Origin of the sequence: Bordetella parapertussis, assembly GCF_020735925.1 — a bacterium.
In the GTDB taxonomy this organism is placed as follows: domain Bacteria; phylum Pseudomonadota; class Gammaproteobacteria; order Burkholderiales; family Burkholderiaceae_B; genus Bordetella; species Bordetella pertussis.
The window spans coordinates 4,181,172-4,206,907 of record NZ_CP085971.1 but is presented as its reverse complement, the minus strand read 5'-3'; the positions used below and the strand labels follow the sequence as shown (position 1 = coordinate 4,206,907).

25 protein-coding genes and 1 tRNA gene are annotated in these 25,736 nt (G+C 68.7%); 6 read left to right on the top strand and 20 right to left on the bottom strand.

All coding sequences use genetic code 11. The features are described from left to right. Positions 1–28: 28 nt before the first annotated feature. Positions 29–331: a (2Fe-2S)-binding protein gene (locus tag LK409_RS19915; RefSeq protein WP_003815905.1), complete on the top strand. Its 303-nt coding sequence runs from the start codon at positions 29–31 to the stop codon at positions 329–331. Between the two features lie 27 nt (positions 332–358). On the opposite strand, the gene LK409_RS19910 is transcribed toward LK409_RS19915, so the two are convergent. Further along, complete coding sequence (locus tag LK409_RS19910; protein ID WP_010929512.1) at positions 359–1,237, bottom strand: LysR substrate-binding domain-containing protein; 879 nt, start codon at positions 1,235–1,237, stop codon at positions 359–361. A 107-nt stretch (positions 1,238–1,344) separates the two neighbouring features. Between LK409_RS19910 and LK409_RS19905 the strand changes: the two genes are divergently transcribed. Together LK409_RS19905 and bfr are read left to right on the top strand one after the other, a co-directional pair. Further along, positions 1,345–2,274 (top strand): DMT family transporter, encoded by a 930-nt coding sequence (locus LK409_RS19905; protein ID WP_010929511.1) that lies wholly within the window; start codon positions 1,345–1,347, stop codon positions 2,272–2,274. A gap of 338 nt (positions 2,275–2,612) precedes the next feature. Beyond that, positions 2,613–3,089: a bacterioferritin gene (gene bfr / locus LK409_RS19900; protein WP_003815898.1), complete on the top strand. Its 477-nt coding sequence runs from the start codon at positions 2,613–2,615 to the stop codon at positions 3,087–3,089. A gap of 81 nt (positions 3,090–3,170) precedes the next feature. On the opposite strand, the gene LK409_RS19895 is transcribed toward bfr, so the two are convergent. Genes LK409_RS19895 through LK409_RS19880 form a run of 4 tightly spaced genes read right to left on the bottom strand, consistent with a single transcriptional unit; the run spans position 3,171 to position 7,691 of the window. Further along, entirely contained in the window at positions 3,171–3,854 is a 684-nt protein-coding gene (locus tag LK409_RS19895) for a hypothetical protein (RefSeq protein WP_010929510.1), read from the bottom strand. A 24-nt stretch (positions 3,855–3,878) separates the two neighbouring features. Beyond that, entirely contained in the window at positions 3,879–5,486 is a 1,608-nt protein-coding gene (locus tag LK409_RS19890; protein WP_010929509.1) for a peptide chain release factor 3, read from the bottom strand. Positions 5,487–5,534: 48 nt separating this feature from the next. Continuing rightward, positions 5,535–6,164, bottom strand: a complete 630-nt coding sequence (locus LK409_RS19885; protein WP_003815892.1) for a LysE family transporter — start codon at positions 6,162–6,164, stop codon at positions 5,535–5,537. A 33-nt stretch (positions 6,165–6,197) separates the two neighbouring features. Then, positions 6,198–7,691, bottom strand: coding sequence for a DEAD/DEAH box helicase (locus tag LK409_RS19880; RefSeq protein ID WP_041937324.1), 1,494 nt, complete (start codon positions 7,689–7,691; stop codon positions 6,198–6,200). A gap of 282 nt (positions 7,692–7,973) precedes the next feature. On the opposite strand from LK409_RS19880, the gene LK409_RS19875 reads away from it, so the two are divergent. After that, on the top strand, positions 7,974–8,603 hold the full coding sequence (locus tag LK409_RS19875) for a LemA family protein (protein WP_010929507.1): 630 nt from the start codon (positions 7,974–7,976) through the stop codon (positions 8,601–8,603). After that, on the top strand, positions 8,581–9,531 hold the full coding sequence (locus LK409_RS19870) for a TPM domain-containing protein (protein ID WP_102967414.1): 951 nt from the start codon (positions 8,581–8,583) through the stop codon (positions 9,529–9,531). Before LK409_RS19875 ends, LK409_RS19870 begins: the two co-directional genes overlap by 23 nt. A gap of 6 nt (positions 9,532–9,537) precedes the next feature. On the opposite strand, the gene LK409_RS19865 is transcribed toward LK409_RS19870, so the two are convergent. The 8 genes from LK409_RS19865 to LK409_RS19830 form a co-directional block, all read right to left on the bottom strand. Next, complete coding sequence (locus LK409_RS19865; RefSeq protein WP_003815885.1) at positions 9,538–11,259, bottom strand: dipeptide ABC transporter ATP-binding protein; 1,722 nt, start codon at positions 11,257–11,259, stop codon at positions 9,538–9,540. Positions 11,260–11,266: 7 nt separating this feature from the next. Further along, a complete protein-coding gene (locus LK409_RS19860) occupies positions 11,267–12,193 on the bottom strand; it encodes an ABC transporter permease (RefSeq protein ID WP_003815883.1) in 927 nt (308 codons plus the stop codon). Positions 12,194–12,203: 10 nt separating this feature from the next. Then, positions 12,204–13,175 carry an ABC transporter permease gene (locus LK409_RS19855; RefSeq protein ID WP_041937322.1) on the bottom strand — a complete coding sequence of 324 codons (972 nt, stop codon included), beginning with the start codon at positions 13,173–13,175 and terminating at the stop codon, positions 12,204–12,206. Between the two features lie 77 nt (positions 13,176–13,252). Continuing rightward, positions 13,253–14,857, bottom strand: coding sequence for an ABC transporter substrate-binding protein (locus LK409_RS19850; RefSeq protein ID WP_003815878.1), 1,605 nt, complete (start codon positions 14,855–14,857; stop codon positions 13,253–13,255). Positions 14,858–15,191: 334 nt separating this feature from the next. After that, on the bottom strand, positions 15,192–16,574 hold the full coding sequence (locus LK409_RS19845; protein WP_010929503.1) for a GTPase/DUF3482 domain-containing protein: 1,383 nt from the start codon (positions 16,572–16,574) through the stop codon (positions 15,192–15,194). Then, complete coding sequence (locus LK409_RS19840; RefSeq protein WP_010929502.1) at positions 16,567–17,976, bottom strand: DUF2868 domain-containing protein; 1,410 nt, start codon at positions 17,974–17,976, stop codon at positions 16,567–16,569. Before LK409_RS19840 ends, LK409_RS19845 begins: the two co-directional genes overlap by 8 nt. Continuing rightward, positions 17,954–18,328, bottom strand: a complete 375-nt coding sequence (locus LK409_RS19835) for a YkvA family protein (protein ID WP_003815873.1) — start codon at positions 18,326–18,328, stop codon at positions 17,954–17,956. The genes LK409_RS19840 and LK409_RS19835 overlap by 23 nt, the downstream gene beginning before the upstream one ends. 82 nt (positions 18,329–18,410) lie before the next feature. Next, entirely contained in the window at positions 18,411–19,304 is an 894-nt protein-coding gene (locus LK409_RS19830; RefSeq protein WP_010931657.1) for an AraC family transcriptional regulator, read from the bottom strand. A 142-nt stretch (positions 19,305–19,446) separates the two neighbouring features. On the opposite strand from LK409_RS19830, the gene LK409_RS19825 reads away from it, so the two are divergent. Further along, positions 19,447–20,337: a DMT family transporter gene (locus LK409_RS19825; RefSeq protein ID WP_010931656.1), complete on the top strand. Its 891-nt coding sequence runs from the start codon at positions 19,447–19,449 to the stop codon at positions 20,335–20,337. A 73-nt stretch (positions 20,338–20,410) separates the two neighbouring features. Here LK409_RS19825 and LK409_RS19820 read toward each other — a convergent pair. The 7 genes from LK409_RS19820 to ptlD all read right to left on the bottom strand — a co-directional run bounded on the left by LK409_RS19820 (position 20,411) and on the right by ptlD (position 25,731). Continuing rightward, positions 20,411–20,486, bottom strand: a tRNA-Asn gene (locus tag LK409_RS19820). Positions 20,487–20,542: 56 nt separating this feature from the next. Next, positions 20,543–21,562, bottom strand: coding sequence for a type IV secretion system protein PtlH (ptlH, locus tag LK409_RS19815; protein ID WP_010929500.1), 1,020 nt, complete (start codon positions 21,560–21,562; stop codon positions 20,543–20,545). After that, a complete protein-coding gene (gene ptlG / locus LK409_RS19810; RefSeq protein ID WP_010929499.1) occupies positions 21,555–22,679 on the bottom strand; it encodes a VirB10 family type IV secretion system protein PtlG in 1,125 nt (374 codons plus the stop codon). Before ptlG ends, ptlH begins: the two co-directional genes overlap by 8 nt. Continuing rightward, positions 22,660–23,481, bottom strand: coding sequence for a type IV secretion system protein PtlF (gene ptlF, locus LK409_RS19805; protein ID WP_003815863.1), 822 nt, complete (start codon positions 23,479–23,481; stop codon positions 22,660–22,662). Before ptlF ends, ptlG begins: the two co-directional genes overlap by 20 nt. Beyond that, a complete protein-coding gene (gene ptlE, locus LK409_RS19800) occupies positions 23,478–24,179 on the bottom strand; it encodes a type IV secretion system peptidoglycanase PtlE (RefSeq protein WP_010929498.1) in 702 nt (233 codons plus the stop codon). Before ptlE ends, ptlF begins: the two co-directional genes overlap by 4 nt. Continuing rightward, positions 24,158–24,343: a type IV secretion system protein PtlI gene (gene ptlI / locus LK409_RS19795; protein ID WP_010929497.1), complete on the bottom strand. Its 186-nt coding sequence runs from the start codon at positions 24,341–24,343 to the stop codon at positions 24,158–24,160. The genes ptlE and ptlI overlap by 22 nt, the downstream gene beginning before the upstream one ends. Continuing rightward, positions 24,340–25,731: a type IV secretion system protein PtlD gene (ptlD, locus tag LK409_RS19790; RefSeq protein WP_010929496.1), complete on the bottom strand. Its 1,392-nt coding sequence runs from the start codon at positions 25,729–25,731 to the stop codon at positions 24,340–24,342. The genes ptlI and ptlD overlap by 4 nt, the downstream gene beginning before the upstream one ends. Positions 25,732–25,736: the final 5 nt, after the last annotated feature.

Below are 25,736 nucleotides of genomic sequence, written 5' to 3'. Positions count from 1 at the left end.
TCGGAGCAGCTTGCGCGTGACAGAATAATTGCCGATAATTGTTCTCATGTACATTTGCATATGTAATGCCGTTACCGAACGCCAAGTCCGCGCCTGCGTGGACGCGGGCGCGGCTACGCTGGGCGATCTCCAGTTCGAACTGGGCGTGGCCACGTGCTGCGGCTGCTGCGCGGCAACCGCCACCGAGTACCTGCCCGGCGGGCGGGCCTCGAGCGTGTGCGAAGTGCGGTCGGTCGCCGTTCCGGTCAACCCGCCCGCGGCGCTCGAGCCCGTAGGCACGCCCCAACCGGCGGCCAACGGCTTTCCGATTCCCCTCGTCGCCGTCGCCTGAGCGACGCGGCGCCTTGCGCCAGCCGGCTCATGCCGCCTGGCGCAATTTATCGTCCCCACAGAAGTCCATGATCAGGCGGGCCAGTTCGTGCACCGCCCGCGAGCCCGTATCGCTCATGCACAGCGCCAGCTCGCTGGGCGCCGGGCGCGGCAGCAAGGCGTCGCAGCGCGCCATCGCGGGTGTCTGACAGCGCTGCTCCAGCAAGGCCACGCCCAATCCGCCCTCCACCGCCGCCTGCAGCCCTGACAGGTTGGGACTTTCGTATGCGATGCGCCAGCGCCGGCCGGCGCTCTCCAGCGCATGGATGGCGCGGTTGCGGTACTGGCAGCCCTGCGGGAACGCGACCAGGGCAATCGGGTCGGGCAGCGTGGCGGGGCCGCCGGCCGCGCACAGCCAGTGCAGGCGCTCGGGCCACGCCGCCCGGCTCGGGCCGGCGCCGGGCTCGCGCTTGAGCAGGACCAGGTCCAGTTCGCCGCGGGCCTGGGCCCGGTGCAGGTTGGCGCTGAGATCGCAGCGCATCGACAGCCGTACCTGCGGATGCCGGCGGGCGAAGTCGGCCACCATGTGCGTCAGCCGGGTGACCGCCAGGTCGTCGGGCAGGCCCAGCCGCACGACCTCCAGCCGCCGCTCGCCGCTGACCACCTCGCGGATTTCGTTGGAAAGCGCCAGCATGCGCCGCGCATAGCCCAGCAGCCGCTCGCCGTCCTCGGTCAGCCGCACGCCGCGCCCTTCGCGGATGAACAGCGCACATCCCAGCGCGTCTTCCAGCTTGCGGATCTGCTGGCTGACGGTCGATTGGGTGCGGTGCACGCGTTCGCCCGCACGGGTGAAGCCGCCGGCGTCGACGACGGAAACAAAGCTGTGCAGCAGGTCCAGGTCCACGGCGGTTCGCTCCGGAAAATGCATCGGTTTTTCAAATACTTTTTATCCAAATAAAGAATTTGTCAATGGATCGGGCCGCTCGCAGAATGCAGGCTAGGGTCGCCGCTGGCGGCCGGCAACGGGAAGCCATCATGAAGACCACATCGGCCGCGGCAGCGGCAGGCGCCTGGCGCGGCGCGCCGGACCGCGCGGCCACGCCCTGGGGCGCCATCGCCGTGTTCTGCCTCTTGTGGAGTTCGGCCTTTGCCGCGGCCAAGATCGCCGTGCACGATGGCCCGCCACTGGTGTTGCTGAGCGCGCGCTTCCTGCTTGCCGGCGTGCTGCTGCTGGCGGTGGCGCGCCTGGGCGCGGGATGGCGCCCGCCCGCGCCGCGCGAGCTGGCCGTGCTGGCACTGCTGGGCGTGCTCAACAATGCGCTCTACCTGGGGTTGAGCTGGACGGGCTTGACCACCGTGTCATCGGCCTTCATGGCGGTGCTGATCAGCACCAATCCCTTGTTGATCGGCATTCTGGCCGGACCGGTGCTGGGCGAGCGGCTTGGCTGGCGCAAGCTGGCGGGCCTGTGCCTGGGGCTGCTGGGCGTGGCGCTGGTGTTGCGTTCGCGCCTGTCCGGCATGCACGAAGACCTGCACGGCGCCCTGCTGGCCGGCGGCGCGCTGCTCGCGCTGGTCGCCGGAACGCTGCTGTACAAGCGCATGGCGCCAGCCGCCGGCCTGTGGACGGCAACCGGCGTGCAGTCGCTGGCAGGCGGGCTGGCGCTGCTGCCAGTGGCGCTGAGCCTGGAAAGCGTGGCGGACGTGCGCCTGACGGCGGGCCTGGTCGGCAGCATGGCCTACATGGTCGTGGCGGTGTCGATGGGCGGTTACTACCTGTGGTTCCTGATCCTCGGCCGCGCCAGCGCTACGTCGGCCAGCGCCCTGCATTTCCTGATGCCACCCCTGGGCCTGCTGTTCGGCTGGGCCTTGCTGGGCGAGCCGGTCTCGCGCCTGGACCTGCTGGGTATCGTGCCGATTGCGCTGGGGATCTGGCTTGCGACACGGCGCGGGCGGGCCCCGGGCTGATTTGTGGCCGCGCGCCAACGGCGCGCGCGAGCGATCGTGCGCCATGCGCGGGCACCGCATTCGGGCGGGCCCGCGGCGCGCGCCACGGCGCAATTCGCGGCGCGCATGGCGCCGCAAGCCGCATCAGGCATGGCGCATGCATGCGGCCTGTCGAATACGCATACTCATTCTCATTGTCTTGACGCTTTCAGATTGCGCTTGCATCGCTGTTCATCAAATGCGCTCTTGGGCTAGCAGTCAAGGCGCAAGCGATGGTAGTCTGCCGGGGTTGCGTATGTGCTGGGCGCATGCGCGTCACTGCGCGCCAGCTTTACGCGCCTGTCTGCCAGGAGTACATCATGAAAGGCGATAAAACCGTCATCCAGTTCCTCAACAAGCAACTCACCAACGAACTGACGGCAATCAACCAATATTTCCTGCATGCCCGCATGCTGCGCCACTGGGGCTTCAACAAACTGGGCAAGCATGAATACGAAGAGTCCATCGGCGAGATGAAGCACGCCGACCGTCTCATCGAACGCATTTTCATGCTCGATGGCCTGCCCAACCTGCAAGACCTGCACAAGCTGCTGATCGGCGAGGACGTGCCGGAACTGCTGGCCTGTGACCTGAAGCTGGAACAGGCCGCGCAGGCGACCGTCAAGGAAGCCATCGCGCACTGTGAATCGGTGCGCGACTATGTGTCGCGCGATCTGTTCCAGGACATCCTGGACGACACCGAAGAGCATATCGATTACCTCGAAACGCAAATCGGCCTGGTCGACCAGGTGGGGCTGCAGAACTACCTGCAAAGCCAGATGGAAGTCGACGGCTGAGGCATCGTGGCCGCTTCGGCGGCCATGGCATGAAAAAGGGCGCACCATGCGGTGCGCCCTTTGCATTGCGGCTGGGTGCGGTCAGTCGGGACGGCGCGGGCACTCGGCCATGGTGCCCCATGCGCGGTTGGGCGCACAGTACTTGTTGCGTGCCGCCCAGGAGCAACTGGGGCGCTCGAAAAAGCCCTGCGTGGCGCAGTGGGCCAGTTCGCGGCGCAGCGCGTCCTGCCAGTTGCCGCCGCCGGCGCGGTTGGTTTGCGGCGCGACCTGCGCGACCGCCGCGGGATTCTGCTGCATGCCGGACGCGGGGATGGCTTCCTGCGGCACGATCGGCGCCTGGCCGCCCAGCGCCTGCAAGTCCAGCGTGGTGATGTCGGAGTTGCCCGAAGGCAGCGGCACATCGGAATTGGCGGCGATCTCGCGCGCGCGGTCCATGGTGATGCTGTCGCGGGAGATCTGTACCGCCGGGTCGCCGGTGGTGTCGAACAGCGAGACGGTGTTCACCGCCCAGTCGCGGCTGGCGGGTTGGTCCGGCACGCCCAGCGTGCCGTCGACGCGCGGCTGGGGAGGCTGCGCGACATACGGCCGGCCATTGGCGTCGAGGACGGGTTGCTGCGATGTGTCGCCTTCCTGGCCAGGCGCGGGCGCGGCCTGCGGGGCATGCGCCACCAGCCAGTCACCCAGTTGAATACCGCCCCAGGCGGCTGCGCCCAGGGCGACCAGAAGCGTTGCGATCAATAAACGCCAAGACATTGCTACCCTCATCTGCCGTGCGGTCTCCGACCCGGCTTACGCCTTGTCTCCGAAGACTTTGCCGCCATGCTCGCGCAAGGCGTGGAATTTCACATTCGGATACAGGTCTTCGGCCACGCGCAATTGCGCGGGCGAAGTGATAAGGAACGCCGCCGCATCTACCACATCATAGGCGATATGGGCTGCATTGGCATCCATGAACTTGCGCAGCGCGCGCGGGTCGTCGGAGGTGATCCAGCGCGCGCTGGTGTAGCGCGAAGGCATCATCCGGGCGTCCACGCCGTACTCGGTCTTGAGCCGGTGCGCGACCACTTCGAACTGCAGCTGGCCCACCGCGCCCAGCAGCAGCGCGCCGCCGGCGGCCTCGGGGCGGAACACCTGGATGGCGCCCTCCTCGCCCAGCTGCGTCAGGCCCACGCGCAATTGCTTGGTACGCAATGGATCTTTGACTTCCACCGCCTGGAACAGTTCCGGGGCGAAGAACGGCAGTCCGGTAAAGCGCAGGCTCTCGCCTTCGGTCAGCACGTCGCCCAGCTGCAGCACGCCGTGGTTGGGAATGCCGATGACGTCGCTGGCATAGGCTTCGTCGAGCAGCTCGCGGCGCTGTGACAGGAACGACACCACGTTGTTGGGCCGCATTTCCTTGCCGGTGCGCGCGACCTTCAGGCGCATGCCGCGTTCGAAGCGGCCCGAGCTCACGCGCACGAAGGCGACCCGGTCGCGGTGCGCCGGATCCATGTTGGCCTGCACCTTGAAGACCACGCCGGTGAACTTGGGTTCGTCGGGGCGGACTTCGCGCTCCAGCGCCTGGCGCGGGCCGGGGGCCGGCGCCTGGTCGACCAGCGCGTCCAGGACTTCCTGCACGCCGAAGTTGTTGATGGCCGAACCGAAGAACACGGGCGTTTGCTTGCCGGCCAGGAAGGCCTCGCGGTCGAACGCCGGCGCGGCTTCGTTGATCAGCTCGATCTCGCCGCTGGCCTGCGCGAAGGCGGCGCCGAAGCGGCGCGGGATCTCGGGGTTGTCCAGGCCGTCGATGAATTCGTCGTCCTCGCCGCGGCGCTCCTGCCCGGCGCGGAAAATGCGCATGCGGTTGCGCCGGATGTCGAACACGCCGCCAAACGCCTTGCCCATGCCCACCGGCCACGAGAACGGCACGGTGTCCATGCCGAGGTGGCCTTCGATTTCCGACAGCAGCTCGAGCGGCTCGCGGACTTCGCGGTCGAGTTTGTTGATGAAGGTGATGATGGGCGTGTTGCGCGCGCGGCAGACCTGCAGCAGGCGGATCGTCTGCGGTTCGACGCCATTGGCGGCGTCGATGACCATCAGCGCGGCGTCCACCGCCGTCAGCACCCGGTAGGTGTCTTCCGAGAAGTCCTGGTGGCCCGGGGTGTCGAGCAGGTTGATGACGCAGTCGCGGTACTCCATCTGCATGACCGACGATGCCACCGAGATGCCGCGCTGCTTTTCGATTTCCATCCAGTCCGACGACGCATGGCGCGAGGCCTTGCGCGCCTTCACGCTGCCGGCGATCTGGATCGCTCCTGCGAACAGCAGCAGTTTTTCGGTCAGCGTCGTTTTACCGGCGTCCGGGTGGGAAATGATGGCGAAGGTGCGTCGCCGCGCGACTTCTTGGGGAATGTTCATGGCGGGTGGATTGTACTGGCGCGCCGCGGGCGCGCCAGCGGGGTGTCTTTACGAGTGGCGACGGAATGTAGCTAGGAATACGCCGGCCAGGATGAACAGCGAACCGAAGACGCGGTTCATCCAGCGGATGTGGTGCGCCTTGCGCAACATCCGCAGCACCTTGGCGGCCAGCAGCGTATACACGCCCATGGCCACCAGGTCGGTGAAGGCCAGCGTGCCGGCCAGCGCCAGGTATTGCTGGGTCAGCGGCTGCGCGGGGTCGACGAACTGCGGCACGACCGCCAGCAGGAACACCGTGCCCTTGGGGTTCATGGTGTTGATCAGGAAGCCGCGGCCCACCAGTTCGCGAATCGAGGCGCGATGCGGATCGCCGGCATCGACCGTCACCGGCGCGGCGTCGGTGCGGATCTGGCGCATGCCCAGGTAGATCAGGTAGACCACGCCGGCGTACTTGACGAGGGTGAAGGCCAGCTCGGAGGTGGCCAGCACCGCGCCCAGCCCGACGGCGACGATCAGGAACTGGAACAGGATGCCGAGGATCAGCCCGGCCGTGTTCCAGTAGCCGCGCGCGAACCCGTACTTCAGGCCCGAGGACATGGCCGAAATGGCGCCCGCCCCGGGCGAGAATGAGATCGCCCATGATGCGACGAAAAAGGTCAACCACGTCGAGAGCGTCATGCGCTGGCTCCTGTCGATGCCGCGTGAGCGGGATTACTTGCCCAGCAACACGCCGCGCGTGCCGTTGCCGACGGGCCGGTCGCGCGCCGGGGCCGGCGCGCGGGCCGCACCCGTTTCGCCGGGGGCACGCCCCTGGGGGCGGCCAGCGTCGTTGCGCTTGGCGTCGGCGCGCGGACCGGCGGCGTTGCGCGGCGCGCTGCCTTGCGGATGGGCGCCCGTGGCGCGGCGCTGGCCGTCGCGCGCCTGGGGGGCGCGGTTGTCGCCGCCGGCGCGTTGGCCGCGATCGCCGCCACGGTCACCGCGGCGGCCGCGGCCGCGATCGTCGTCGCGCATTTCGCGCTCGCGATCGGCGCGGTCCTCGGCGGTCGGGCCGCCGGCAGGCGGCGTCCAGCCGTCGACGGCGCGGCGTTCGATGGGCTTCTTGATCAGGCGTTCGATGGCCTTGAGCAGCTTGATCTCGCTATCGTCCACCAGCGAGACCGCCGCGCCGGTGGCGCCGGCACGGCCGGTGCGGCCGATGCGGTGCACGTAGTCCTCGGGGACGTTGGGCAGTTCGAAGTTGACCACTTGCGGCAGTTGGTCGATGTCCAGGCCGCGCGCGGCGATGTCGGTGGCAACCAGCACGGCCACGCTGCCGTCCTTGAAGCCCGACAGGGCGCGGGTACGCGCCGACTGGCTCTTGTTGCCATGGATGGCGGCCGCGCTCAGGCCGTCCTTGACCAGCTTCTCGGCCAGCCGGTTGGCGCCGTGCTTGGTGCGGGTGAACACCAGTACCTGGTGCCAGCCGCTTTCGCGGATCAGGTGGCTGACGAGGTCGCGCTTGTGGTGCTGTTCGACCAGGTGCACCGTCTGGGTGACCAGTTCGGTGGCGGTGTTGCGCGGCGTGACCGAGACTTCGCCCGGATCGTTGAGCACGCCGCGCGCCAGCGAGCGGATTTCGTCCGAGAAGGTGGCGGAGAACAGCAGGTTCTGGCGTTGCTTGGGCAGCAGCGCCAGTACCTTGCGGATGTCGCGGATGAAGCCCATGTCCAGCATGCGGTCGGCTTCGTCCAGCACCAGGATTTCCACGCCGGAGAGGTCGACCGTTTTCTGGCCGGCATGGTCGAGCAGGCGGCCGGGCGTGGCCACCAGGATGTCGAGCGGCTTTTTCAGGGCGCTGATCTGCGGATTGATGTTGACGCCGCCGAACATCACCATGGAGCTCAGGCTGGCGTACTTGCCGTAGGTCTGCACCGATTCGGCCACCTGGGCGGTGAGCTCGCGGGTGGGGGTGAGGATCAGGCAGCGCGGGCGGCCAGGCTTGCGCGCGGCGGGCTTGGTCTGCATCAGCCGGTGCAGGATGGGCAGGGTGAACCCCGCGGTCTTGCCGGTGCCGGTTTGCGCGGCGGCCAGCAGGTCGCCGCCTTGCAGCACCAGCGGGATGGCTTGCGCCTGGATGGGGGTGGGCGCCGTATAGCCGGTATCGGCGATCGCACGCAACAGGGAATCGGCCAGCCCGAGGTCGGCAAAGGAAATAGAGGTAGTCAAAACAACTCCAGCGGCAGCCTGTCGCTCAAAGTTGAGAGACTCCAATCCAGGCGGACGAATGTGAGGAGATACAGGAAACCCGTTTTCACGGGCATGGCGGTGAAAGCGCCAGCAGACGTGTGCCGATTGGCTATGCACACGGAGAATGATTGTATCCCATGCCGGCCCCGGGAGGCGCCCTGTTTGGCCATAACCTGTAACAGCTCGGCCGCGTCCAGTCATAGGCAAGCCGGCTCCGACCTGTTGTAATGCCGGCGATCCATTGTTACAGGAAGACATGCCATGACGATTACCCGTTGGCTGGGCGCCGGCCTGCTGGCGCTGCTGACCACGTTGCTGTCGGGCTGCGGATACAACGCCATCCAGGCCGCCGACGAGCAGGTCAAGGCGTCCTGGTCGCAGGTGCTCAACCAGTACCAGCGCCGCGCCGACCTGGTGCCGCGGCTGGTCAAGGTGGTGGATGCCTACATGACGCACGAACGCCAGGTGCTGGTCGAAGTGACCGAGGCGCGCGCCAAGGTGGGCCGCGTGCAGCTGACGGCCGACCAGCTCGACGATCCGGCCGCGGTGCAGCGCTTCCAGCAGGCGCAGGGCGAGCTGTCCTCGGCCCTGTCGCGGCTGCTGGTGGTGACCGAGAACTACCCGCAGCTCAAGGCCGAGGGCCTGTTCCGCGATCTGCAGACCGAGCTGGCCGGCACCGAGAATCGGCTGGCGGTCGAACGCGAGCGCTATGTGCGCTCGGTGCAGGCCTATAACGTGCTGGTGCGGCAGTTCCCCGAAGTGATCACGGCCAAGGTCTTCGGCTATGCGCCCAAGGCCAATTTCGGCGTGGACAACGAGGCCGAGATTACCCGCGCGCCGAAGGTGAAGTTCAGCAACGAGGGCGGCAGTGCCCCACGTCCGGCCCAGTAACGCCTGGCGCTTCCTGCGGACGCTGTGGCTGGGCGCGTGGCTGGCGGGCTGGGCGCTGCTGGCGCAGGCGCAGCAGCTGGCGCCGGTGCCGGAGTTCGGCGCCCGCGTCGTCGACCAATCGGGCGTACTGGACGCGGCGCAGCGCCAACGGCTGGAGGCCCAGCTGGCGGCGCTGGAACAGCGCAAGGGCGCGCAGGTGGCGGTGCTGATCGTGCCGAGCACTGCCCCGGAAACCATCGAGCAGTACGCCACGCGCGCCTTCGAGAAGTGGAAGATAGGCCGCGACAAAGTGGATGACGGCGTGCTGTTGCTGATGGCCAGCGACGACCGCGCGCTGCGCATCGAGGTGGGCTACGGTCTGGAGGGCGCGATTCCGGACTCCGCGGCCGGCCGCATCATCAATGAATACATCGTGCCGCGCCTGCGCGCCGGCGACTGGCCCGGCGCGGTGCAGGCCGGCGTCACGGCGCTCGAGCGGCGCATCGAAGGCGAGGAGTTGCCGCCGCCCGCCGCCAGCGGGCGCGACGAGGGCTCGCGGCTGGCCGGCATACGCGGCTGGCTGGGCGAGAACGGCATCGCGGCGCTGGTGGTGCTGCTCATCCTGCCGGGGCCGATCGCGGCGGCGCTGGCCGGCGTGGGCGTGGCGATCTACATGCAGAGCATTTCCGCCGGCCTGGCTATGGCGCTGCTGGTGCTGGGCATCAAGGTCATCATCAAGGCCTTGCCCAGCGGCGGTGGAGGTGGAGGTGGCGGAGGCGGCGGCAGCGGCGGGGGCGGTTTCGGCGGCTGGCGCGGCGGTTCGCGCGGCGGGTCGGGCAGCGGGTCGGGCAGCGGGTCGGGCAGCGGGTCGGGCAGCGGCGGCTTCGGCGGCTTTCGTGGCGGGGGCGGCGGGCGCAGCGGCGGAGGCGGCGCCTCGGGCCGCTGGTAGGCCGGCCTACCCGGCCGACGGCACCGGCTGCAGCGACTGCAGCCGCGGCATCAGGCTGAGCAGGTGCCGGGTGTAATCGTGCTCCGGATGCGTGAACAGGGTCTCGGTGGCCGCCGTTTCCAGCAGTTGGCCGTGCAGCATGACGCCGACCCGGTCGCACATCTGGCGGATGACCGGCAAGTCATGGCTGATGAAAAGCATGGTCAGGCCCAGCTGTTCCTGCAGATCCTTGAGCAGATTCAGAATCTGCGCCTGGATCGACACGTCCAGCGCCGAGGTCGGTTCGTCGCAGATCAGGAAGCGCGGCCGGGTGGCCAGCGCGCGCGCGATGCAGATGCGCTGGCGCTGGCCGCCGGAGAATTCGTGCGGATAGCGCTGCGCGGCGGATGCGCCCAGGCCGACCACGTCGAGCAGGTCGGCCACCACGCGGCGGGTCTGCGCCTCGCCTTCAGCCAGGCGGTGAAAGCGGATCGGCTCGGCCACGATTTCCTGCACCCGCATGCGCGGGTTGAGCGACGAATAGGGATCCTGGAACACCATCTGGATCTGGCGCCTGAACGCGTTCATCCGCTTCTCGTCCTTCAGGCCGGTCAGGTCGACGCCGTTAAAGAGCACGCGCCCGTTCGTGGGCGTGTACAGGCCGGCGATCAGGCGGGCCACGGTGGATTTGCCCGAACCCGACTCCCCCACCAGCCCGAACACTTCGCCCTCGTTGATCGACAGGTTGACCTGCTTGACCGCGTCCAGCGTGCGCCGGTTGCGCGCCAGGAAGGCGTTGCGCAGCACGAAGCGCATGCCCAGGTCTTCCACTTCCACCAGCGGCCCTGCGGCGCGCCGGGCGAACTCGCGCCGCTGGCCCAGCCAGTGGGTGGCGATGTCCAGTTCCACGGTCGGGCGCTTGACGTCCTCGATATAGGTCACCACGGGGAAGCGCCGCAGCTTGACGTCGGGGCGCGGCACGGCGGAGATCAGGCTGCGCGTGTAGGGGTGGTCCGGGTTGCCGAGTATCTTGGCGGTGGGCCCCTGTTCGACCAGCTTGCCGCGGTACAGTACGGCCACGCGGTCGGTGACGTCGGCGATCACGCCCATGTCGTGCGTGATGATGATCATCCCGACCTGTTTCTCCCTGCACAGCTTGCGCAACAGGTCGAGGATCTGCGCCTGGATCGACACGTCCAGCGCGGTGGTCGGCTCGTCGGCGATGATGACTTCCGGCCCGCACGACAGCGCCAGGGCGATCACCACCCGTTGCCGCATGCCGCCCGAGAATTGGTGCGGATACTGCTTGACCCGCAGTTCCGGCTCGTCGATGCCGACCTGGCGCAGCAGTTCGACGGCGCGCTGGCGCGCTTGTTCGTGGTTCAGGTCCAGGTGCACCTGCATGGTTTCCACCAGCTGGCTTTCCACCGTCTGCAAGGGGTCGAGCGAAGTCAGCGGATCCTGGAAGATCATGCCGATGCGGCGGCCGCGCACCTTGCGCTGCTCGGCGTTGCTCAAGGTGTCGATGCGGCGTCCTTCCAGCAGGACCTCGCCGCCAGCCAGCCGGCCGGGCGCCTCCAGCAGGCCGATGACGGCGTTGCCGATGGTCGATTTGCCGGCGCCGGACTCGCCCACCACGCCGAGGATCTCGCCCTTCTCCAGCGACAGCGAAACGCCGTCGACGGCCACCAGCGTGCCGCGCCGGCTCGGGAATTCGATGCGTATGCTGTCGATGTCCAACAATGCCATGAGCGTCTCAGCGCAGCTTGGGGTTGAGGGCGTCGCGCAGCCAGTCGCCCAGCAGGTTGACCGACAGCACCAGCGCCACCAGCGCGATGCCCGGGAAGATCGAAATCCACCACATGCCCGAGAACAGGTAGCTGTTGCCGATGCGTATCAGCGTGCCCAGCGACGGCGCGGTGGGCGGCACGCCCACGCCGAGAAACGACAGCGTGGCTTCGGTAATGATGGCGATGGCCAGGTGGATGGTGGCGATCACCAGCACCGGGCCCATGACGTTGGGCAGGATGTGGCGGCGCAGGATGGTGAAGGGGCCGATGCCGATCAGGCGCGCGGCCTGCACGTATTCCTTGTTGCGTTCGACCAGTGTCGAGCCGCGCACCGTGCGCGCGTACTGCACCCAGCCCGAAATGCCGATCGCGAAGATCAGGACGTACAGCGCCAGCTTGTCGTGCATGTCACGCGGCAGCAGGCCGCGCGCCACGCCGTCGATCAGCAGCGCCACCAGGATGGCGGGAAACGAGAGCTGCACGTCGGCGATGCGCATGATGATGCTGTCGACCCGTCCGCCCGCATAGCCGCTGATCAGCCCGAGCGTGACGCCCAGGACCATGGCGAACAGCACCGAGGCAAAGCCCACCAGCAGCGAGACGCGCGAGCCATACAGGATGGCCGACAGGATATCGCGGCCCTGGTCGTCGGTGCCCAGCACGAAGGCGCTGTTGCCGTCGGCTTCCCAGGCCGGCGGCGTGTTGGCGTCCATGATGTTCAGCGACGCCAGGTCAAACGGATTGTGCGGCGCCACGAGGGGGGCGGCCAGCGCGCCCAGCACGATGATCAGCGTGACGACGGCCGAGATGATGGCCCCGGGCGAGCGCTTGAAGCTGTGCCAGAGATCGCTGTCGCTGGCGCGGGCGAAATAGGGAGCGAGACGGGCAATCATGGCGCGTCCTTCATTTGCTTTGCACGCGCAGGCGCGGATCGACGGCGAAATAAAGCATGTCGACGATCAGATTGATGACGACGAAGAAAAAGGCGATCAGCACCAGGTAGGCGGCCATGACCGGGATGTCCACCATGCTGATGGCCTGGATGAACAGCAGGCCCATGCCCGGCCACTGGAAGACCGTTTCGGTGATGATGGCGAAAGCGATGATGGAACCCAGCTGCAGGCCGGTGATCGTGATCACCGGCACCAGCGTGTTCTTCAGCGCGTGGCGGAAGTTGATCAATCGTTCGGGCAGGCCACGGGCGCGCGCGAACTTGATGAAGTCGGTGCGCAGCACCTCCAGCATTTCGGCGCGCACCAGGTGCATGATGAGCGTCATCTGGAACAGCGCCAGCGTGATGGCCGGCATGATCAGCGCCGCCAGCCCCGAGCGCGTGAGCAGCCCGGTGGACCACCATCCAAGCGAGATGACCTCGCCGCGCCCGAAGCTGGGCAGCCAGCGCAATTGCACGCCGAACACCAGTATCAGCAGGATGCCGATCAGGAACGTGGGCAGCGAGATGCCTGCCAGCGAGAGCGCCATGAACGTCTTGGACAGCACGCCGTGGCGCCGCAGCGCCGTATAGATGCCCATGGGAATGCCGAAGACCAGCGCCATCAGGGCCGAGACGAACGACAGTTCGAGCGTGGCGGGCAGGCGTTCTTCCAGCAGTTCCGCGACCGGGCGGGGCTGGCGATACGAAATGCCGAAATCGCCTTGCACGGCGTTGCCGACAAAGCGCGCGAACTGCACCACGAACGGATCGTCCAGCCCCAGGTCGACGCGCAGCTGCGCGCGCTGCTGCGGCGTGGTGTCCTGCCCGACCATGCTGGCGATCGGATCGCCCACATAGCGGAACATCGAAAAGGCGATCAATGCCACGGTCAGCATGACCAGCAGCGACTGAAAAAGTCGTCGCGCTATGAAAGCAAGCATATCGGGTGCCCTGGTTTGGCGTGTACGGCGCGGGTCGCCCATGGCGCGGGCCGCGATGGCCCGCGCCGGTCCTCACGTTACGGCATCACGACGTTGCGCAGGTCCAGCACGTCGTCGGCGCGCTGGATCAGTTTGATGTTGTCCTTGACGCCCCAGGACATCGGCTGCTGGTGCAGCGGCAGGTAGCCGTACTCCTTGCGCACGATCTCGAAGGCTTCCTTGATCATGGCGTTGCGCTTGGCCTGGTCCGTCTCCACGCCGATCTGCGCGGTCAGCTCGTCGACCTTCTTGTTGCAATAGCCGCCCAGGTTGAATTGCCCCGCGGCGGTCTTGGCGTCGCGGCAGGCCGCCAGGTTGAGCAGCGCATTGTGCGCGTCGATCGAGCTCGGCGTCCAGCCGAGCATGTACATGCTGGTCTGGTTGCCCGCCTGCAGCAGGATCTTGCCGAAGTACTTCGACTTGGTCTGCGCCAGCAGATTGATCTTGATGCCCACGCGCGCCAGCATGCCGGCCACCGCCTGGCAGACCTTCTCGTCGTTGACGTAGCGGTCGTTGGGGCAATCCAGCGTCACCGTGAAGCCCTTGGGATAGCCGGCCTCGGCCAGCAGCTTCTTGGCGCGCTCGACGTCCGGCTTGATGGGCGCGCCGAACGAGTCGTCGTAGCCGTTGATGGCGGTGGCGATCAGCGAGCCCAGCGGCTTGGCCGCGCCGCGCATGATCTTGTCGTTGATGGCCTTGGTATCGACCGCCAGCACCACAGCCTCGCGTACCCGGGCGTCCTTGAACGGATTCTTGCCCTTGACGTCCGAGAACAGCAGTTCGTCGCGCGCCTGGTCCATGCCGATGAAAATGGCGCGCGCCTCGGGCGCGGTCAGCGGCCTGACGCCCGGCGCGTCGTCCAGGCGCTTCCAGTCCTGCACGGGCACCGGCTGCACCAGGTCCATCTCGCCCGATATCAGGGCCGCCACGCGGGTGGCTTCCTGCGAGATCGGCTGGAAGACCACCTCGTCGATATTGGTCTTGATGTTCTTGTCCCAATACCCGTCGAAGCGCTTGAGCACCGTCTTCACATCGGGCTGGCGTTCGGTGACCATGAAGGGGCCGGTGCCGTTGGTGTGCAGGTTGGCGTAGTTGCCCTGGTTGTCGCCCTTGACGTTGGTCGCCTCGGTGGTCTTGTTCTTTTCCGACCACGACTTGCTCATGATGTACAGGAACACCCATTCGCGCGGCAGGATGGGGTTGGGCGTGGCCGTGATGACTTCGATGGTGTGGTCGTCGATCTTGCGGATCTCGGAGGCCTTGGCGCCGTAGCCCTTCATGTCGGAGCCCGGCGTCAGGCTGCGCTTCCACGAGAAGATCACATCGTCGGCCGTGAACGGCGAGCCGTCGTGGAACTTGACGCCCTTGCGCAGCTTGAACACCCATTTGGTCGGCTCGGTGTTCTCCCAGCTTTCGGCCAGCAGCGGCACCAGCTTCAGTTCGCCGTCGTAGCCGGCCAGCGTCTCGTAGATATTGCCCTGGAAGCCGAGCGTGAAGGTTTCGTTCAGCGCCATCGGGTCCATCGACGTCGCGTCGCCCTGGTACGACCAGCGGAAAGTCTTGGCGTTCGCCGTGGCCGACAGGCCGGCCGCGGCGATGGCCAGCGCCAGTGCCGTGTGCTTGATGAATGGAGAAATACGCATAGCCCTCGTGCTCCGTGTGCGGCGCGCGGTGTGCGCCGGAAGTGACAGGGCCCCGGTCGTTGGATAAGGCGGCCGGGGTAAGGCGTACTGCTTAGTGAGGCGAAAGGCGGTGGGAAGATTGCGGCGCGGCGCGATGGACGCCGGTGCGCAAAGCAAGCAGGCACATCAGAATGCGGGACTTCGGCTTCACGATGGACCAGCTCCCAGGGGGTGTCGATGCAGCGGCCGCCTTACGCGGCGTAGTCGAATCTTATAGACGCCATCGTTTAAGCGTCAATCTTTTTGGATTGGGGTTATCACCCGGTAGCGCGCCGGCGTGGCGCGGCGGGCGGGATCAGGCGTCGTCGGCTTGCGCCAGTTGCCGCGCGAGCTGCGCGACGACGCGCTTGCGGCGTTCGTCTTCCTGGTAGCGATCGCCCAGCGCGGACCATTCCGGCCGGCTGCGCGCTTCTTTCAGGCCGTCGGGCAGCGGGCCGCTTTGCCAGGCGCGGTCGTCGGGCCGCTGCAGCTGCACCGGCGTGCGCGCCGCGTGTCCGCGCCGCTCCAGGGCATGGATCAGCTGGCGCTGGCGCAACGCCAGCAGGCGCACGATGGGATCGTCGACGCTGAGTTCGCGATAGCCGCGCAGCTTGCCCGCCACGCGCTTGCCCAGCCGTTCCACGCCCTGCCACAGGCCGCCGGCGGCCGCGCCGATCAGCATGCCGGTGCCCAGGCTCAGGCCGGCGCTGAGCAGATCGACCGCGGCGCCGGCCATGGCGCCGGCGGCCATGCCTACGCCAAGCTGAACGCCCATGTCCTTGAGCGCCTGCGGGTGGAACAGGTCCATGCCCCAGCGTTCGCCTTGCAGCGGCAGCTCGGCGCCGTCGTAATCGTCGCGATGGAAGTTGTACAGCGCCAGCAAGGCGTCGACGCAGGCCTGCTCGCGCCGCCGGACCTGCTCGCGCAGCGTGGCGGCCGCTTCCTGCAGCGCGGCCTCGTCGCCCGGGCTGGACACGTGCAGCGCCGCGACGTCGACCAGCAGGTCGGCGACCAGGATGCAGGCGGCCTGGCGGCGTTGCTCGCGCTGCTGCGCCAGGGCCTGGGCCAGGCGTTGCAGCATCGCCGCGTGGCGGTCCAGCAGCGCCGCCAGCCGCGCATAGAGTTGCGCTTCGCCATCCAGCGGCGGCGCGACCGTGTCGAACTCCAGCACCGCGTGCAGGCCCAGGCGGGCCATGGCTTCGCGCCACTGATCGGCGCGGTGTTCGGGCGCGTTGACGAAATTCAGCACCGGCAACAGCGGCCGCGCGCACGATGCCAGGATGGCAAGCTCGTCGCGATGCTTGCCCAGCACCGGGTCGCGCGCGTCGATGACATACAGGCCGGCGTCGCATTCGAGCAGTTTGCGCAGCACGCGCGCCTCCTGCTCGAAACGCCGGTGCGCTTCGGGCGATTCGAGAAAGCGGCGTACGCGCGCCGGTCCGTCGAGCCGCTCGCCGGGCGCCTGCAGACGCTCCAGGTATTCCAGCAAGGCGATGCTGTCTTCCATGCCGGGCGTGTCGAACCATTCGATCGCGGCCGCATTGTCGATGGCCAGGCGCGCGCCTTCGACGTGGCGTGTCGTACCGGGCTGATCCGCCACTTCGCCGAAATCGGGGTTGCGCGTCAGCGTGCGCAACAGCGAGGTCTTGCCGGTGTTGGTGTGGCCGACGACGGCGATGCGCAGCGCGGCTTCAGTCATGCGCGGCCTCCAGCCATCGCAAGGGATGGTCGGCGTCGCGCAGGATGGCCGCCTCGGGCAGGCCGGCATCGAGCAGGCGCGCCTGCCACAACGAACCGCGTCCCTGCCCGGCGCCGGCCGCGCCGGCCTGCAGCAGCCATACGCGTGTCTGCGCCGCCTTGTCGGAGAGTTCGGCCAGCAGGGCCAGTGTGCCGCGGTCCGGCGTCTGGCGCGCGTCGCAGGCGATCAGCAGGCGCGAGGCGGCGCTGCGCGCCAGCGCGTCGAGCAAGGCGCTGCGCTGTTTGCGGGTGTCCAGATTGCCGGCGTCGAATACGTTGGCAGGCAGGCCGGCCGGCGGCCATGGCTGGTCGGGCGCCAGCTCCAGGGCGGCCAGCACCGGCCGGTTGGCCAGGTCGGGCAGCACCTGCGCGGCGACCATGCGCGGTGCATGCAGGGGATCGGCCGGCCGGTCGATGCCGGTCGATGCGGCCGGCGGAAGCAGGCGGTCGCGCAGGACGGCATAGCCGGGCAGGCTGGTGTCCAGGCGCAGCCCGCGCAGGGCGCGCGCGGCCATGGCCAGGCAGTACAGCGCGGCGAGCAGGCGCGGCGCGATGCCATAGCAGACCAGGGCGCCCAGCAGCCAGATCGACCATTGCACCTGCGCGGTGGCGGGCAGGACCTGCGCTCCGTCGCTGGCGCGCACCAGCGCGGCATCGGGCAGCGCGAACCCCAACTGGCCCGGCAGCCAGCCCAGCGCCTGGGTCAGGGTCACGAAGGTCTCGGGCTGCAGCAGGGTGGTGGCCCACACGAAGCGGTAGCTGGCGGTCGAGAGCACGATCAGCAAGGTGGCCAGCGCCGCGCACAAGGCGGCCAGCCACAGGATGTGGCTGACCGCGCCCAGCAGCCAGCGCAGGGCGCCGGCGCGCGCCAGCAGATCGAGCAGCGCCTGCGGGATCAGGGCCGCGTCGGGACCGCGCGCCAGCTTGCGCGTGGCCCACAGCCAGATGCCGCCCAGCCCCGCCGCGCGGGGGCGCAACGCGAAGCTGGCCAGCCACAGGACGAAGGTCAGCGCATGCAGGCCCAGCAGCGCACCCAGCGCCCACAGCACGTTGACCGGTCGCGCGCCCGAGCCCAGCGCGCCCAGCGCGGCGCCGACGCCGGCCAGCAGGGCGGCGACGGCCAGCACCACGAACGTCAGCGCGGCGCCCTGGCGCCAGTGGACCAGCAGGTCCTGCAAGCCTTCGCGGCGGCCCAGCGCCTGGGCCCGCGCCAGGATGCGCAGCGTGAAATCGGGCGCCAGCTGGCGCGCCTGGCGCACGGCGTCGGCGTCTTCGAGGGGGCCCCAGTGTTCTTCGCGCAGGCGGACGGTCTCGGCCAGCCAGACGGCCGACCGGTGCGTGCTACCCGTTGCCGGCGGCATCATTGGCGGCGGGGCCCAGCCATTGATCGAGTTTGCCGCGCGCCTGCGCCTTGACATCGTCGGTGATGGCAAAGGCGACCGTGGCCAGCGCGGCGGTCATGACGCCGAGGTCGTCGGTGTACCCCACCAGCGGCGCCAGGTCGGGGATGGCGTCCAGCGGCAGCACGAAGTAGCCCAGCGCGCCGTATATGACGCGGCGCGCCCACTTGGGGGTGGCGGGGTTTTGCACGGCGAAGTACAGCCACAGCGCCTTTTCGAGCGCCTGGCGGCCCGCGCCGGCGGCATGGCCGCGCAGTTTGCGCCAGAAGCGCCGGTCGGAATAGGCGTGTTCGTAAGCAGAGGTGGCAATAGGCATGTCGTCTCCCGGACAGGGTGGGCGCGGCGGGCCGCGCCTACGGGCGATGTCTGCATTTTAGACTGCCTCGCGGGCGAGGGGTTCAATGGGCCCGCGCGCCGGCCCGGTACTGGCCCGGCGTAGCGGCCGTGGCCTGGCGGAACACCCTGCTCAAGTGGCTGGCGCTGCCGAACCCGCTGGCCTGCGCCACCGCGTCCAGCCCCGCCTGGCCGGGCGCGCGCAGCAGGGCCTGGGCCCGCGCCAGCCGCCGGGCCTGCACCCAGAGGTGGGGCGGAACCCCGAACGAAACATGGAACATGCGGGCGAAATGGTAGGTGGACAGGGCGGCCTGGGCGGCCAGCCGCTCCAGCGTCAGCGGCTCGTGCAGATGGGCCTCGATGTAGTCGCGCATCCGCCGCCGCACCACCGGCGCCAGCCCGCCGCGCGCGGGCATGCCGGGGCGTCGCCCGGTGCCCTGGACCAGCAGATGGTGCAGCACGGTCTCGGAGGCGGCGCTGGCGGCCAGGCGTTGCGACGGATCGGTCCAATCGGCGTCCAGCAGGATGTGGCAGGCCTGGCCCAGCGCCGGATCCTGGATATAGGTGCGGTCGCGCAATGCCAGCTCGCGCGGCTCGCAGTCCAGCCGCCAGACGGCTTCGCGCGCCAGCCGCTGCGGCGCGATGTACAGGTGCAGGAAGCGCACGGTGTCGTTCATGTTCCAGCGCGAGCGGTGCTCGGATGGCAGGACGCAGAACTTGCCCGCGCCGCCATAGCCGTCGTTGCCGACCCGGAACGATTTTTCGCCGCCATGCAGGTAGAGCGACAAGGTGTGATGGCCGGGATGGTCGTAGTCGACGACTTCGTGGCCGGCACGGCGCCATTGGGCCGCCGCCACGCCGTCGCCCAGCGTGGCGGCGCGCTCCAGCCGCGCCGTGCCGGCGCCTGCCAGGGTGCGAAAGACCGAAAATCCGGCCGGATCGGATGCGGCGAGACTCATGCGCCCTATGCTACGCCATTGTCCGGGCGCCGGCGCGCGCTCCCGGGCAAAGAAGCGCAAGATCCGGCAATCGCGCCGGCCGCGCCTGGCGCATACTTGCGGGCGCCGTCCGCTTCGGCGGCGCCCTGTCCTGCCCACTATCGTGAACCTGACCCTGTACCTGCTCACCGTGCTCATCTGGGGCACGACCTGGATCGCCATCAAGCTGCAGCTTGGCGTGGTGGCCATCCCCGTTTCCATCTTCTACCGCTTCGCGCTGGCCGCGCTGATCATGATGGCGGCGCTGGCGCTGCTGCGCAAATTGCAGAAGCTGGACCTGCGCGGCCACCTGCTGTGCCTGGGCCAGGGACTGTTCCTGTTCTGCCTGAACTTCCTGTGCTTTTACGCGGCCACGCAATGGATTCCCAGCGGCCTGGTCTCGGTGGTGTTCTCCGCGGCCACGATCTGGAATGCGGTGAACGCGCGCCTGTGGTTCGGCACGCCCATCGCGCCACGCGTCATGCTGGGCGGTGCCTGCGGCCTGGCCGGCCTGCTGCTGCTGTTCTGGCCCGAACTGGCCAGCCACGCCGCCGAGGCCGGCACGCTCAAGGGGCTGGGGCTGGCCCTGCTGGGCACGCTGTGCTTTTCCACCGGCAACATGCTGTCGGCCGCCCAGCAGCGCGCCGGCATCCGGCCGCTGACCGGCAACGCCTACAGCATGACCTATGGCGCGCTGATCCTGCTGGCGGGCACGCTGGCGGCCGGCGTGCCGTTCGCGTTCGACCCCTCGCCCACCTATGTGGGCGCCCTGCTGTTCCTGGCCGTGCCGGGCTCCATCGTCGGTTTCACCGCGTACCTGACCCTGGTCGGGCGCATGGGGCCGGCGCGTGCGGCCTATTGCACGGTGCTGTTTCCGGTGGTGGCGCTGACCATTTCCACGTTCGTCGAGGGTTATCGCTGGACGCCGCAGGCGCTGGCGGGCCTGGCGCTGGTCATGCTGGGCAACGTGCTGGTGTTCGCGCGCTGGCGCGCCCGGACTGCCAGGGCGGCCTGACAAGGGCATCGGGCGCCGGCGTCCGGGCAGGCAGCAAAAAGCCCGGTTCGCATGAACCGGGCTTTCTGGAATCTGGCTCCCCGAGCTGGGCTCGAACCAGCGACCTGCGGATTAACAGTCCGTCGCTCTACCGACTGAGCTATCGGGGAAAAGGTAGAGGGGCGCAATTATGCACGAAAATCGCAATGCGTGCAGGCGGCAGGCGTCATGGCGCCGGGAGGCCATCCCGGTACCAGATGTCGACGACCCGCCGCCGGGCCCCCTGCCCGGCTCGGCGCTCCACCACCACGACGATATCGATCACGGATTCGACCAGCGCGCGTAGCGTCGAGTAGGGAAGCATCTGGCAATTCGGGTGTTGCATGCACATCAGCGTCAGCCGCTGCAGCGCCATATCGGCGCTGGCGGCATGGCAGGTGCTGATGCCGCCGCTGTGTCCGGACGCGCATGCCTGGAGGAAGTCGAAGGCTTCTCCCCCGCGCAGCTCCGCCAGCAGGATGCGCGTGGGCGCCATGCGCAGCGCCGCGCGCAACAGCTCGGTGGCCGATACGGCGGCCGTCCTGCCTTCCGTCGGAGTGCCGTACAACAGGTGTACGTGATTGGTTGCCGGATCCAGCCGCAACTCGCGCACGTCCTCGATCGTGACGATGCGTTCGCGGGGCGGAATCTCCCCGCTCAACGCGTTCATCAATGTGGTCTTGCCCGAACCGGTCTGGCCGGCGACGAGTATGGCCTTGCCCGCCTGCACGGCCAGCCGCAGGAAGTCGTCCCATGCGCCGCGCCTCCACGGGTCGAGCAAGGGGTCTGGCCGCGCTTGGCTGGCGCCCGGGACGCCTGGCAGGTCGAGCGTATCGCGCAACAGTTCCGATAGTGGCCAGATGCGCCGGGCGGGCTTGCGGATGGTCAGCGACAGCGTGCCCGGTTCGCAGGCTGGAGGGACGACGATCTGCACCCGTTCGCCGCCAGGCAGGGACGCCGCCAGCAAGGGACGCTCCGGGCAAATGTCGCGGTCGCAGAACCGGGCCGTCGCGGTAGCCAGGGCGTGCAGATGATCAAGCGTGAGCGCGCCCGACTCCTGGCGGTTCCAGCCGTTGCGGTCTTCATACCAGAGCTGCCCCGGACGGTTCACGCAGATTTCCGCTATATCCTGCCGGCTCAGCCACGGATGCAGCGCTTGGAGGTGGAAGTCGACCGATGCCTGTCGATCCGGCGCGGCATCATTCATTCGTCCCCCTGAGTATGGAGAAGTCCAATGGACGGGCGACCAGGATGCCGATCTGGTCGCCGTGGTTCTTGTAGAGCGTGGGCGGGATGTTGATCGTGTTGTTCAGGGCGCTGGCGGCCAGCGAATTCATCGTTCCCGCGGCGGTAAGGTTCACGTTCACGCCGTGGCGCGCATCGGTGGCGCGCGCCAGCATGTACGAGGTGGCATCGCCCAATACGCTCAGCAGCAGGGCGCCGCCGAAACGCTGCGCGAATTTGTCGTCCACCACGCCGGGCAGCCCCGCGGCGCCGGTTCCGTCCACGGCCGGCGATGCCAGCTCTATCGTGAGCCCGGACGGCATGAAAAGCCGGCTCCATGCGACGTAGATGCGTTGCGAGCCCTGCGCCAGGTCGGCGCGGTATTCGCCCACCACTGTCGTGCCACGCGGCACCAGGACGCGCTTGCCGCTGGCGCTGTAGACATCCCGCGATACGATGCAGGTCGTCAGCCCCGGGACGTTGGTGACGATCCGGGTCTGCAGGATGCAATCGATAAACGTGCCGGGCAGCAGCCGGTAATCGCGGCCCCCGGAGCGGGTTGCGCGGCTGACGCTCCTGCCGATGAGGGTGGCCGCATCCGCGGACACGCCGTCTTCCGCCATGCCCGCCCGCTCGGTTTGTCCAAGGCGCGCGGCCGTGGCGACCATCATGGCCGGGCCGGACTTGAGCGCCGCGCTGTCGCGCCGGGGCGCCGGTTCATCGTAGTCGTACGGCGCGCGGATTGGCGGGGGCGGGACGGGTGGCGCCGGCCGCGGCTGCGGCAGGATCGGGTTGGGAGCCGCCGGCATGTCCGGAAGCGGCGCCGGTTCGGGTTCGCGTGGGTGGACCGTGAACATGCGCCCCGGCGGCAGGGCTTGCCCCGCCGGCGCGACGGTCTGCGTCGCGGCGTGCGGCGGCGCGGCGCGGCTGCGCCATATCCCCGTTGCCAGCAGGCATGACAGGGCCACGGCGACAAGGGCGAACATCCAGCGCAGCGGACGCCGATGCGCATGCTCGGCATTGGCGAAAACAGGGATTTCGGGGTCCGGCGGCCAAGCGTGCGCTTCGCCGCCATCGGGACTAGAGGGCCGGTTCAGCATGGCATTCGAAGGCTGGGGACGCGGACGCATCGCCGTTCTGGTTGACGATCCGGATGACGCTGGCGCCGGACCGCAGCATCAGGACCGGCGCTACCCGGTGTATGACCAGTGATTGGTTGTCGATATGCAGATTGACCAGGGTTTCCGTTCCGTCCGGCGCTACCGCGAATACGGCCGGAAACGGCTGACCCGGTCTGAACGTGAGCCAGGTATGCCGGCCGTCGTCGTACGCAGCGATGGGTGCGATGCCGTCCGACCCGTTGCCCACCTGCATGGCGTAGCGCCGGTTCAATGCGCCGGCGGGAACAGCCGGGCCGACGGGGCTGGCGCGGGATGCCGCCTGCGGCGCGGCCGGGTAGCGGAATTGCAGGCGATAGGCCATGCGCGAACGCTGCAACGCCTGCGGTGTCGCCGCGTCCGCGCTGGCCAGCACCAGGTCGAAGTCGTAGAGCCGGCGGTCGGTTTTGACGAGCAGATTGGTGTTCCACAATCCCGGCTCCGGCGCCTGCGCGGGCGAGCCCTGCGCGGGGAAGGATTTGGCCTTGATATACAGCACATTGCCTTCCGGGCTGAATTGCCAGCCGTCGGCGAACCCCGCGGCGACGTCGATGATCTTCTCCTGCTCGTCGAATACGATCCGGGTGACGTAGCCGTTCCAGGCGCGCACCAGCACCACCTCCTCCGGGTGGTACGGCACGGTCTGTATGCGGGCGTCCTGTTCTCCTGGCGTGGGTATCCGGAACGCATGCGCCGAAAGCGCCGTGGCCGCCAGGCCGGCCGCCATCATCCGTGCCGCCATCATGGCTGTCCAGCCTCCGCGTCGACGCGATAGCTGGTGACGGCAAAGCCCAGCGGATTGAGCCAGCGCTGGGCCTGGGTCAGCGCGCGCGGCTGATCGTAGGCGAATGCCACGGTCGCTACCCATATCGAGGATTCGGCGGCGCCCTGCCCGTCCGCGTCGCGCCGTGTCCGGACAAAGCGCACCGTGCCGACGCCCTTGCCATGGTCGATGGCGCTGAGAATTTTCACGGCCAGGGTCGTGCCAGCGCCGTACTTGCGGTCCGGCGCATCGGGCGCCTCGTAGCTGGTTTCGTAATCGTGCCTGACGGCGGGCGCGGACAGCAGGCGCACGTAGTCGTAATCGTGCTGGATCGTGTGCCAATCGTAGCGCTCGCGCGCCGCGACATAGCGCGTCAGCCAGTACTGGTTCATCAAGGTGTCCGGGGTGAAATCTCGGGGTTCGAATTGCGTGACGACCGAGGCCGCGCCGCTGCTCTTTTCGACCTCGATCAGGTAAGGAATGGTGGTCTTGAGCGGAAGCATCGTCGCGATGGCGATCAATGACAGCGCGGTCACGGCGAGCGCCGCCCACGCCACCGTCCATGCACGGCGTTCCGACTGCGCCAGCCGGTACAGGCGGGACGCTTCCCAGTCCACCGCGGCCTCGGCATGCCCGCGGCCATGCGTCTGGTCAGGCGTCAAGGGGCGCGGGTCTGGCATGACGATCCTTGCTCCGGGGCGGCGGTGTTGATGGGAATCAGGGGCTTGCCATCGGGATACGGCAAGCCGGGCGGCCCGTTCGGGGCGCAGGCGCCGAGCGTGACGGGGGCGATGGCCAGGATGGCCCATCGCAATAATCTGGCGTTGGAATGTGCGTGGATCATGGCAGGTTGGGTTTGCGGGGAAGAACCCGTCGGTCCGGCGCCGGCGCGGGCCGGTCGTCGCGTCGCACCCTGGGCGGCGGCCTTCTCGCGCCGCCCAGGGCGTACTGCCTATAGGCGTGCGCCGGGAAGGATGGGGCCGGGCGGGCCGGCGCCGGCGCCGGCGTGGCCGAGGCTGCGTACGTACCGGCCTGGTGCGGTCCCGCGGCGGCGGCCGCCGCGGCCGGACGGGGGGCGTACTGGCGCGCGGCGGCTTGCCGATGAGCCTGCGCGAGCCCGGGATGGGCCGCGTTAGGCCACAGGCGGCGCCGCAGGCCCGCGTTGACGCTGCTGGCCAGCGGGACCAGGGTCAGCAGCATGAGTGTCGCCGTGGCGCATAGCGTTGCCGCCAGCATGGTCGAGCGCAGCGGGTCGGTGGCAAACCGCTGCGGCAGGCCGGCCGGCAAGGCGCCAGCCAGTACATCGGACAGTAGGCCGACGGCCGGCGTGCCCAGTGCCATGAAGACGAGCGCGCGGACCAGCGCGCCGAGCCAGGCGTTGGTCCAGCGCTGCAGCGCGGGAAACAGCAGCAGCACGAGAAAGAGCGGCCCCAACGACAGCAGCAGCGTGACTATCAGGCCCGGCACGATCAGCAGGGACGCCGCCAGGCAAAGCCAGCCTCCCGCGCTGGTGGCCACGATCATGGCGCAGAGCAGCCAGTTGACGGCGCTGCCCGGGTTGGCGTCGTTGGCGGCCTGGCCGGCCAGTTGCGCGACCCAGGCCTGGGCCTGGGCGGCGAACTGGTCCAGTTGCGCGAGTCCGCCGCGCCCCGCCGCGCCGTCCGGCGCTGTCCAGGGCCCGCTCAGCCAGCCCGCGACGTCCTGGACGCCTGCCACCACGGTGGACAGGTAGTGGTCGGGAGACAGTGCCAGCGAGGTCACGACCGCAACCAGCAGGGCGTGCCGGATATGCCATTCGAACGGGCGGTCGCGTCGCGCCAGCAGTGCATAGCCAGTCAACAGTACCAGCAGCGTCATCATGGAATAGACCAGCGGCTGGAGCTGGCGCGTCAGCCGTACGATCGCGGCCTCCATCCGCCGCGGCGCCGCATTGCGCAGCGCACCAGCCAAATCGGAGAAGGCGGCATCCACGCTGGTCATGGCGGCGGCCTGCCACTGCTGCAGCGCCTGGGCGCGCTCGGCGTTGACGCAATCCGGCTCACCGCGCCGGTGGCCGGGGTCGTCGCGGCAGGCGGTGAGCAGGACGTCTCGTCGCGCCTGGTCGGCGCGCAGCGCCCGTACCCGATTGTCGCCGCCAGCCCGGGTGGGGTCGTCCACGGAGGCCTGGGCGGCCTGCCCGGCGAGCAGGCATGCAAGCGTGCAGGACAGCAGGATTCGTGACAGGCCGGCCATGCTGG

Bases quoted from the DNA above. Each gene is read 5' to 3' on its own strand.
- ptlF (WP_003815863.1), bottom strand. From the start codon at position 23,481: ATGATGGCGGCACGGATGATGGCGGCCGGCCTGGCGGCCACGGCGCTT.
- ptlG (WP_010929499.1), bottom strand. From the start codon at position 22,679: ATGCTGAACCGGCCCTCTAGTCCCGATGGCGGCGAAGCGCACGCTTGG.
- ptlI (WP_010929497.1), bottom strand. From the start codon at position 24,343: ATGATCCACGCACATTCCAACGCCAGATTATTGCGATGGGCCATCCTG.
- LK409_RS19860 (WP_003815883.1), bottom strand. From the start codon at position 12,193: ATGATTGCCCGTCTCGCTCCCTATTTCGCCCGCGCCAGCGACAGCGAT.
- LK409_RS19855 (WP_041937322.1), bottom strand. From the start codon at position 13,175: ATGCTTGCTTTCATAGCGCGACGACTTTTTCAGTCGCTGCTGGTCATG.
- LK409_RS19865 (WP_003815885.1), bottom strand. From the start codon at position 11,259: ATGGCATTGTTGGACATCGACAGCATACGCATCGAATTCCCGAGCCGG.
- LK409_RS19850 (WP_003815878.1), bottom strand. From the start codon at position 14,857: ATGCGTATTTCTCCATTCATCAAGCACACGGCACTGGCGCTGGCCATC.
- LK409_RS19830 (WP_010931657.1), bottom strand. From the start codon at position 19,304: ATGAGTCTCGCCGCATCCGATCCGGCCGGATTTTCGGTCTTTCGCACC.
- LK409_RS19840 (WP_010929502.1), bottom strand. From the start codon at position 17,976: ATGATGCCGCCGGCAACGGGTAGCACGCACCGGTCGGCCGTCTGGCTG.
- LK409_RS19905 (WP_010929511.1), top strand. From the start codon at position 1,345: ATGAAGACCACATCGGCCGCGGCAGCGGCAGGCGCCTGGCGCGGCGCG.
- ptlD (WP_010929496.1), bottom strand. From the start codon at position 25,731: ATGGCCGGCCTGTCACGAATCCTGCTGTCCTGCACGCTTGCATGCCTG.
- LK409_RS19890 (WP_010929509.1), bottom strand. From the start codon at position 5,486: ATGAACATTCCCCAAGAAGTCGCGCGGCGACGCACCTTCGCCATCATT.
- LK409_RS19875 (WP_010929507.1), top strand. From the start codon at position 7,974: ATGACGATTACCCGTTGGCTGGGCGCCGGCCTGCTGGCGCTGCTGACC.
- LK409_RS19845 (WP_010929503.1), bottom strand. From the start codon at position 16,574: ATGACTGAAGCCGCGCTGCGCATCGCCGTCGTCGGCCACACCAACACC.
- LK409_RS19835 (WP_003815873.1), bottom strand. From the start codon at position 18,328: ATGCCTATTGCCACCTCTGCTTACGAACACGCCTATTCCGACCGGCGC.
- LK409_RS19895 (WP_010929510.1), bottom strand. From the start codon at position 3,854: ATGAGGGTAGCAATGTCTTGGCGTTTATTGATCGCAACGCTTCTGGTC.
- bfr (WP_003815898.1), top strand. From the start codon at position 2,613: ATGAAAGGCGATAAAACCGTCATCCAGTTCCTCAACAAGCAACTCACC.
- LK409_RS19910 (WP_010929512.1), bottom strand. From the start codon at position 1,237: ATGCATTTTCCGGAGCGAACCGCCGTGGACCTGGACCTGCTGCACAGC.
- LK409_RS19885 (WP_003815892.1), bottom strand. From the start codon at position 6,164: ATGACGCTCTCGACGTGGTTGACCTTTTTCGTCGCATCATGGGCGATC.
- ptlH (WP_010929500.1), bottom strand. From the start codon at position 21,562: ATGAATGATGCCGCGCCGGATCGACAGGCATCGGTCGACTTCCACCTC.
- ptlE (WP_010929498.1), bottom strand. From the start codon at position 24,179: ATGCCAGACCCGCGCCCCTTGACGCCTGACCAGACGCATGGCCGCGGG.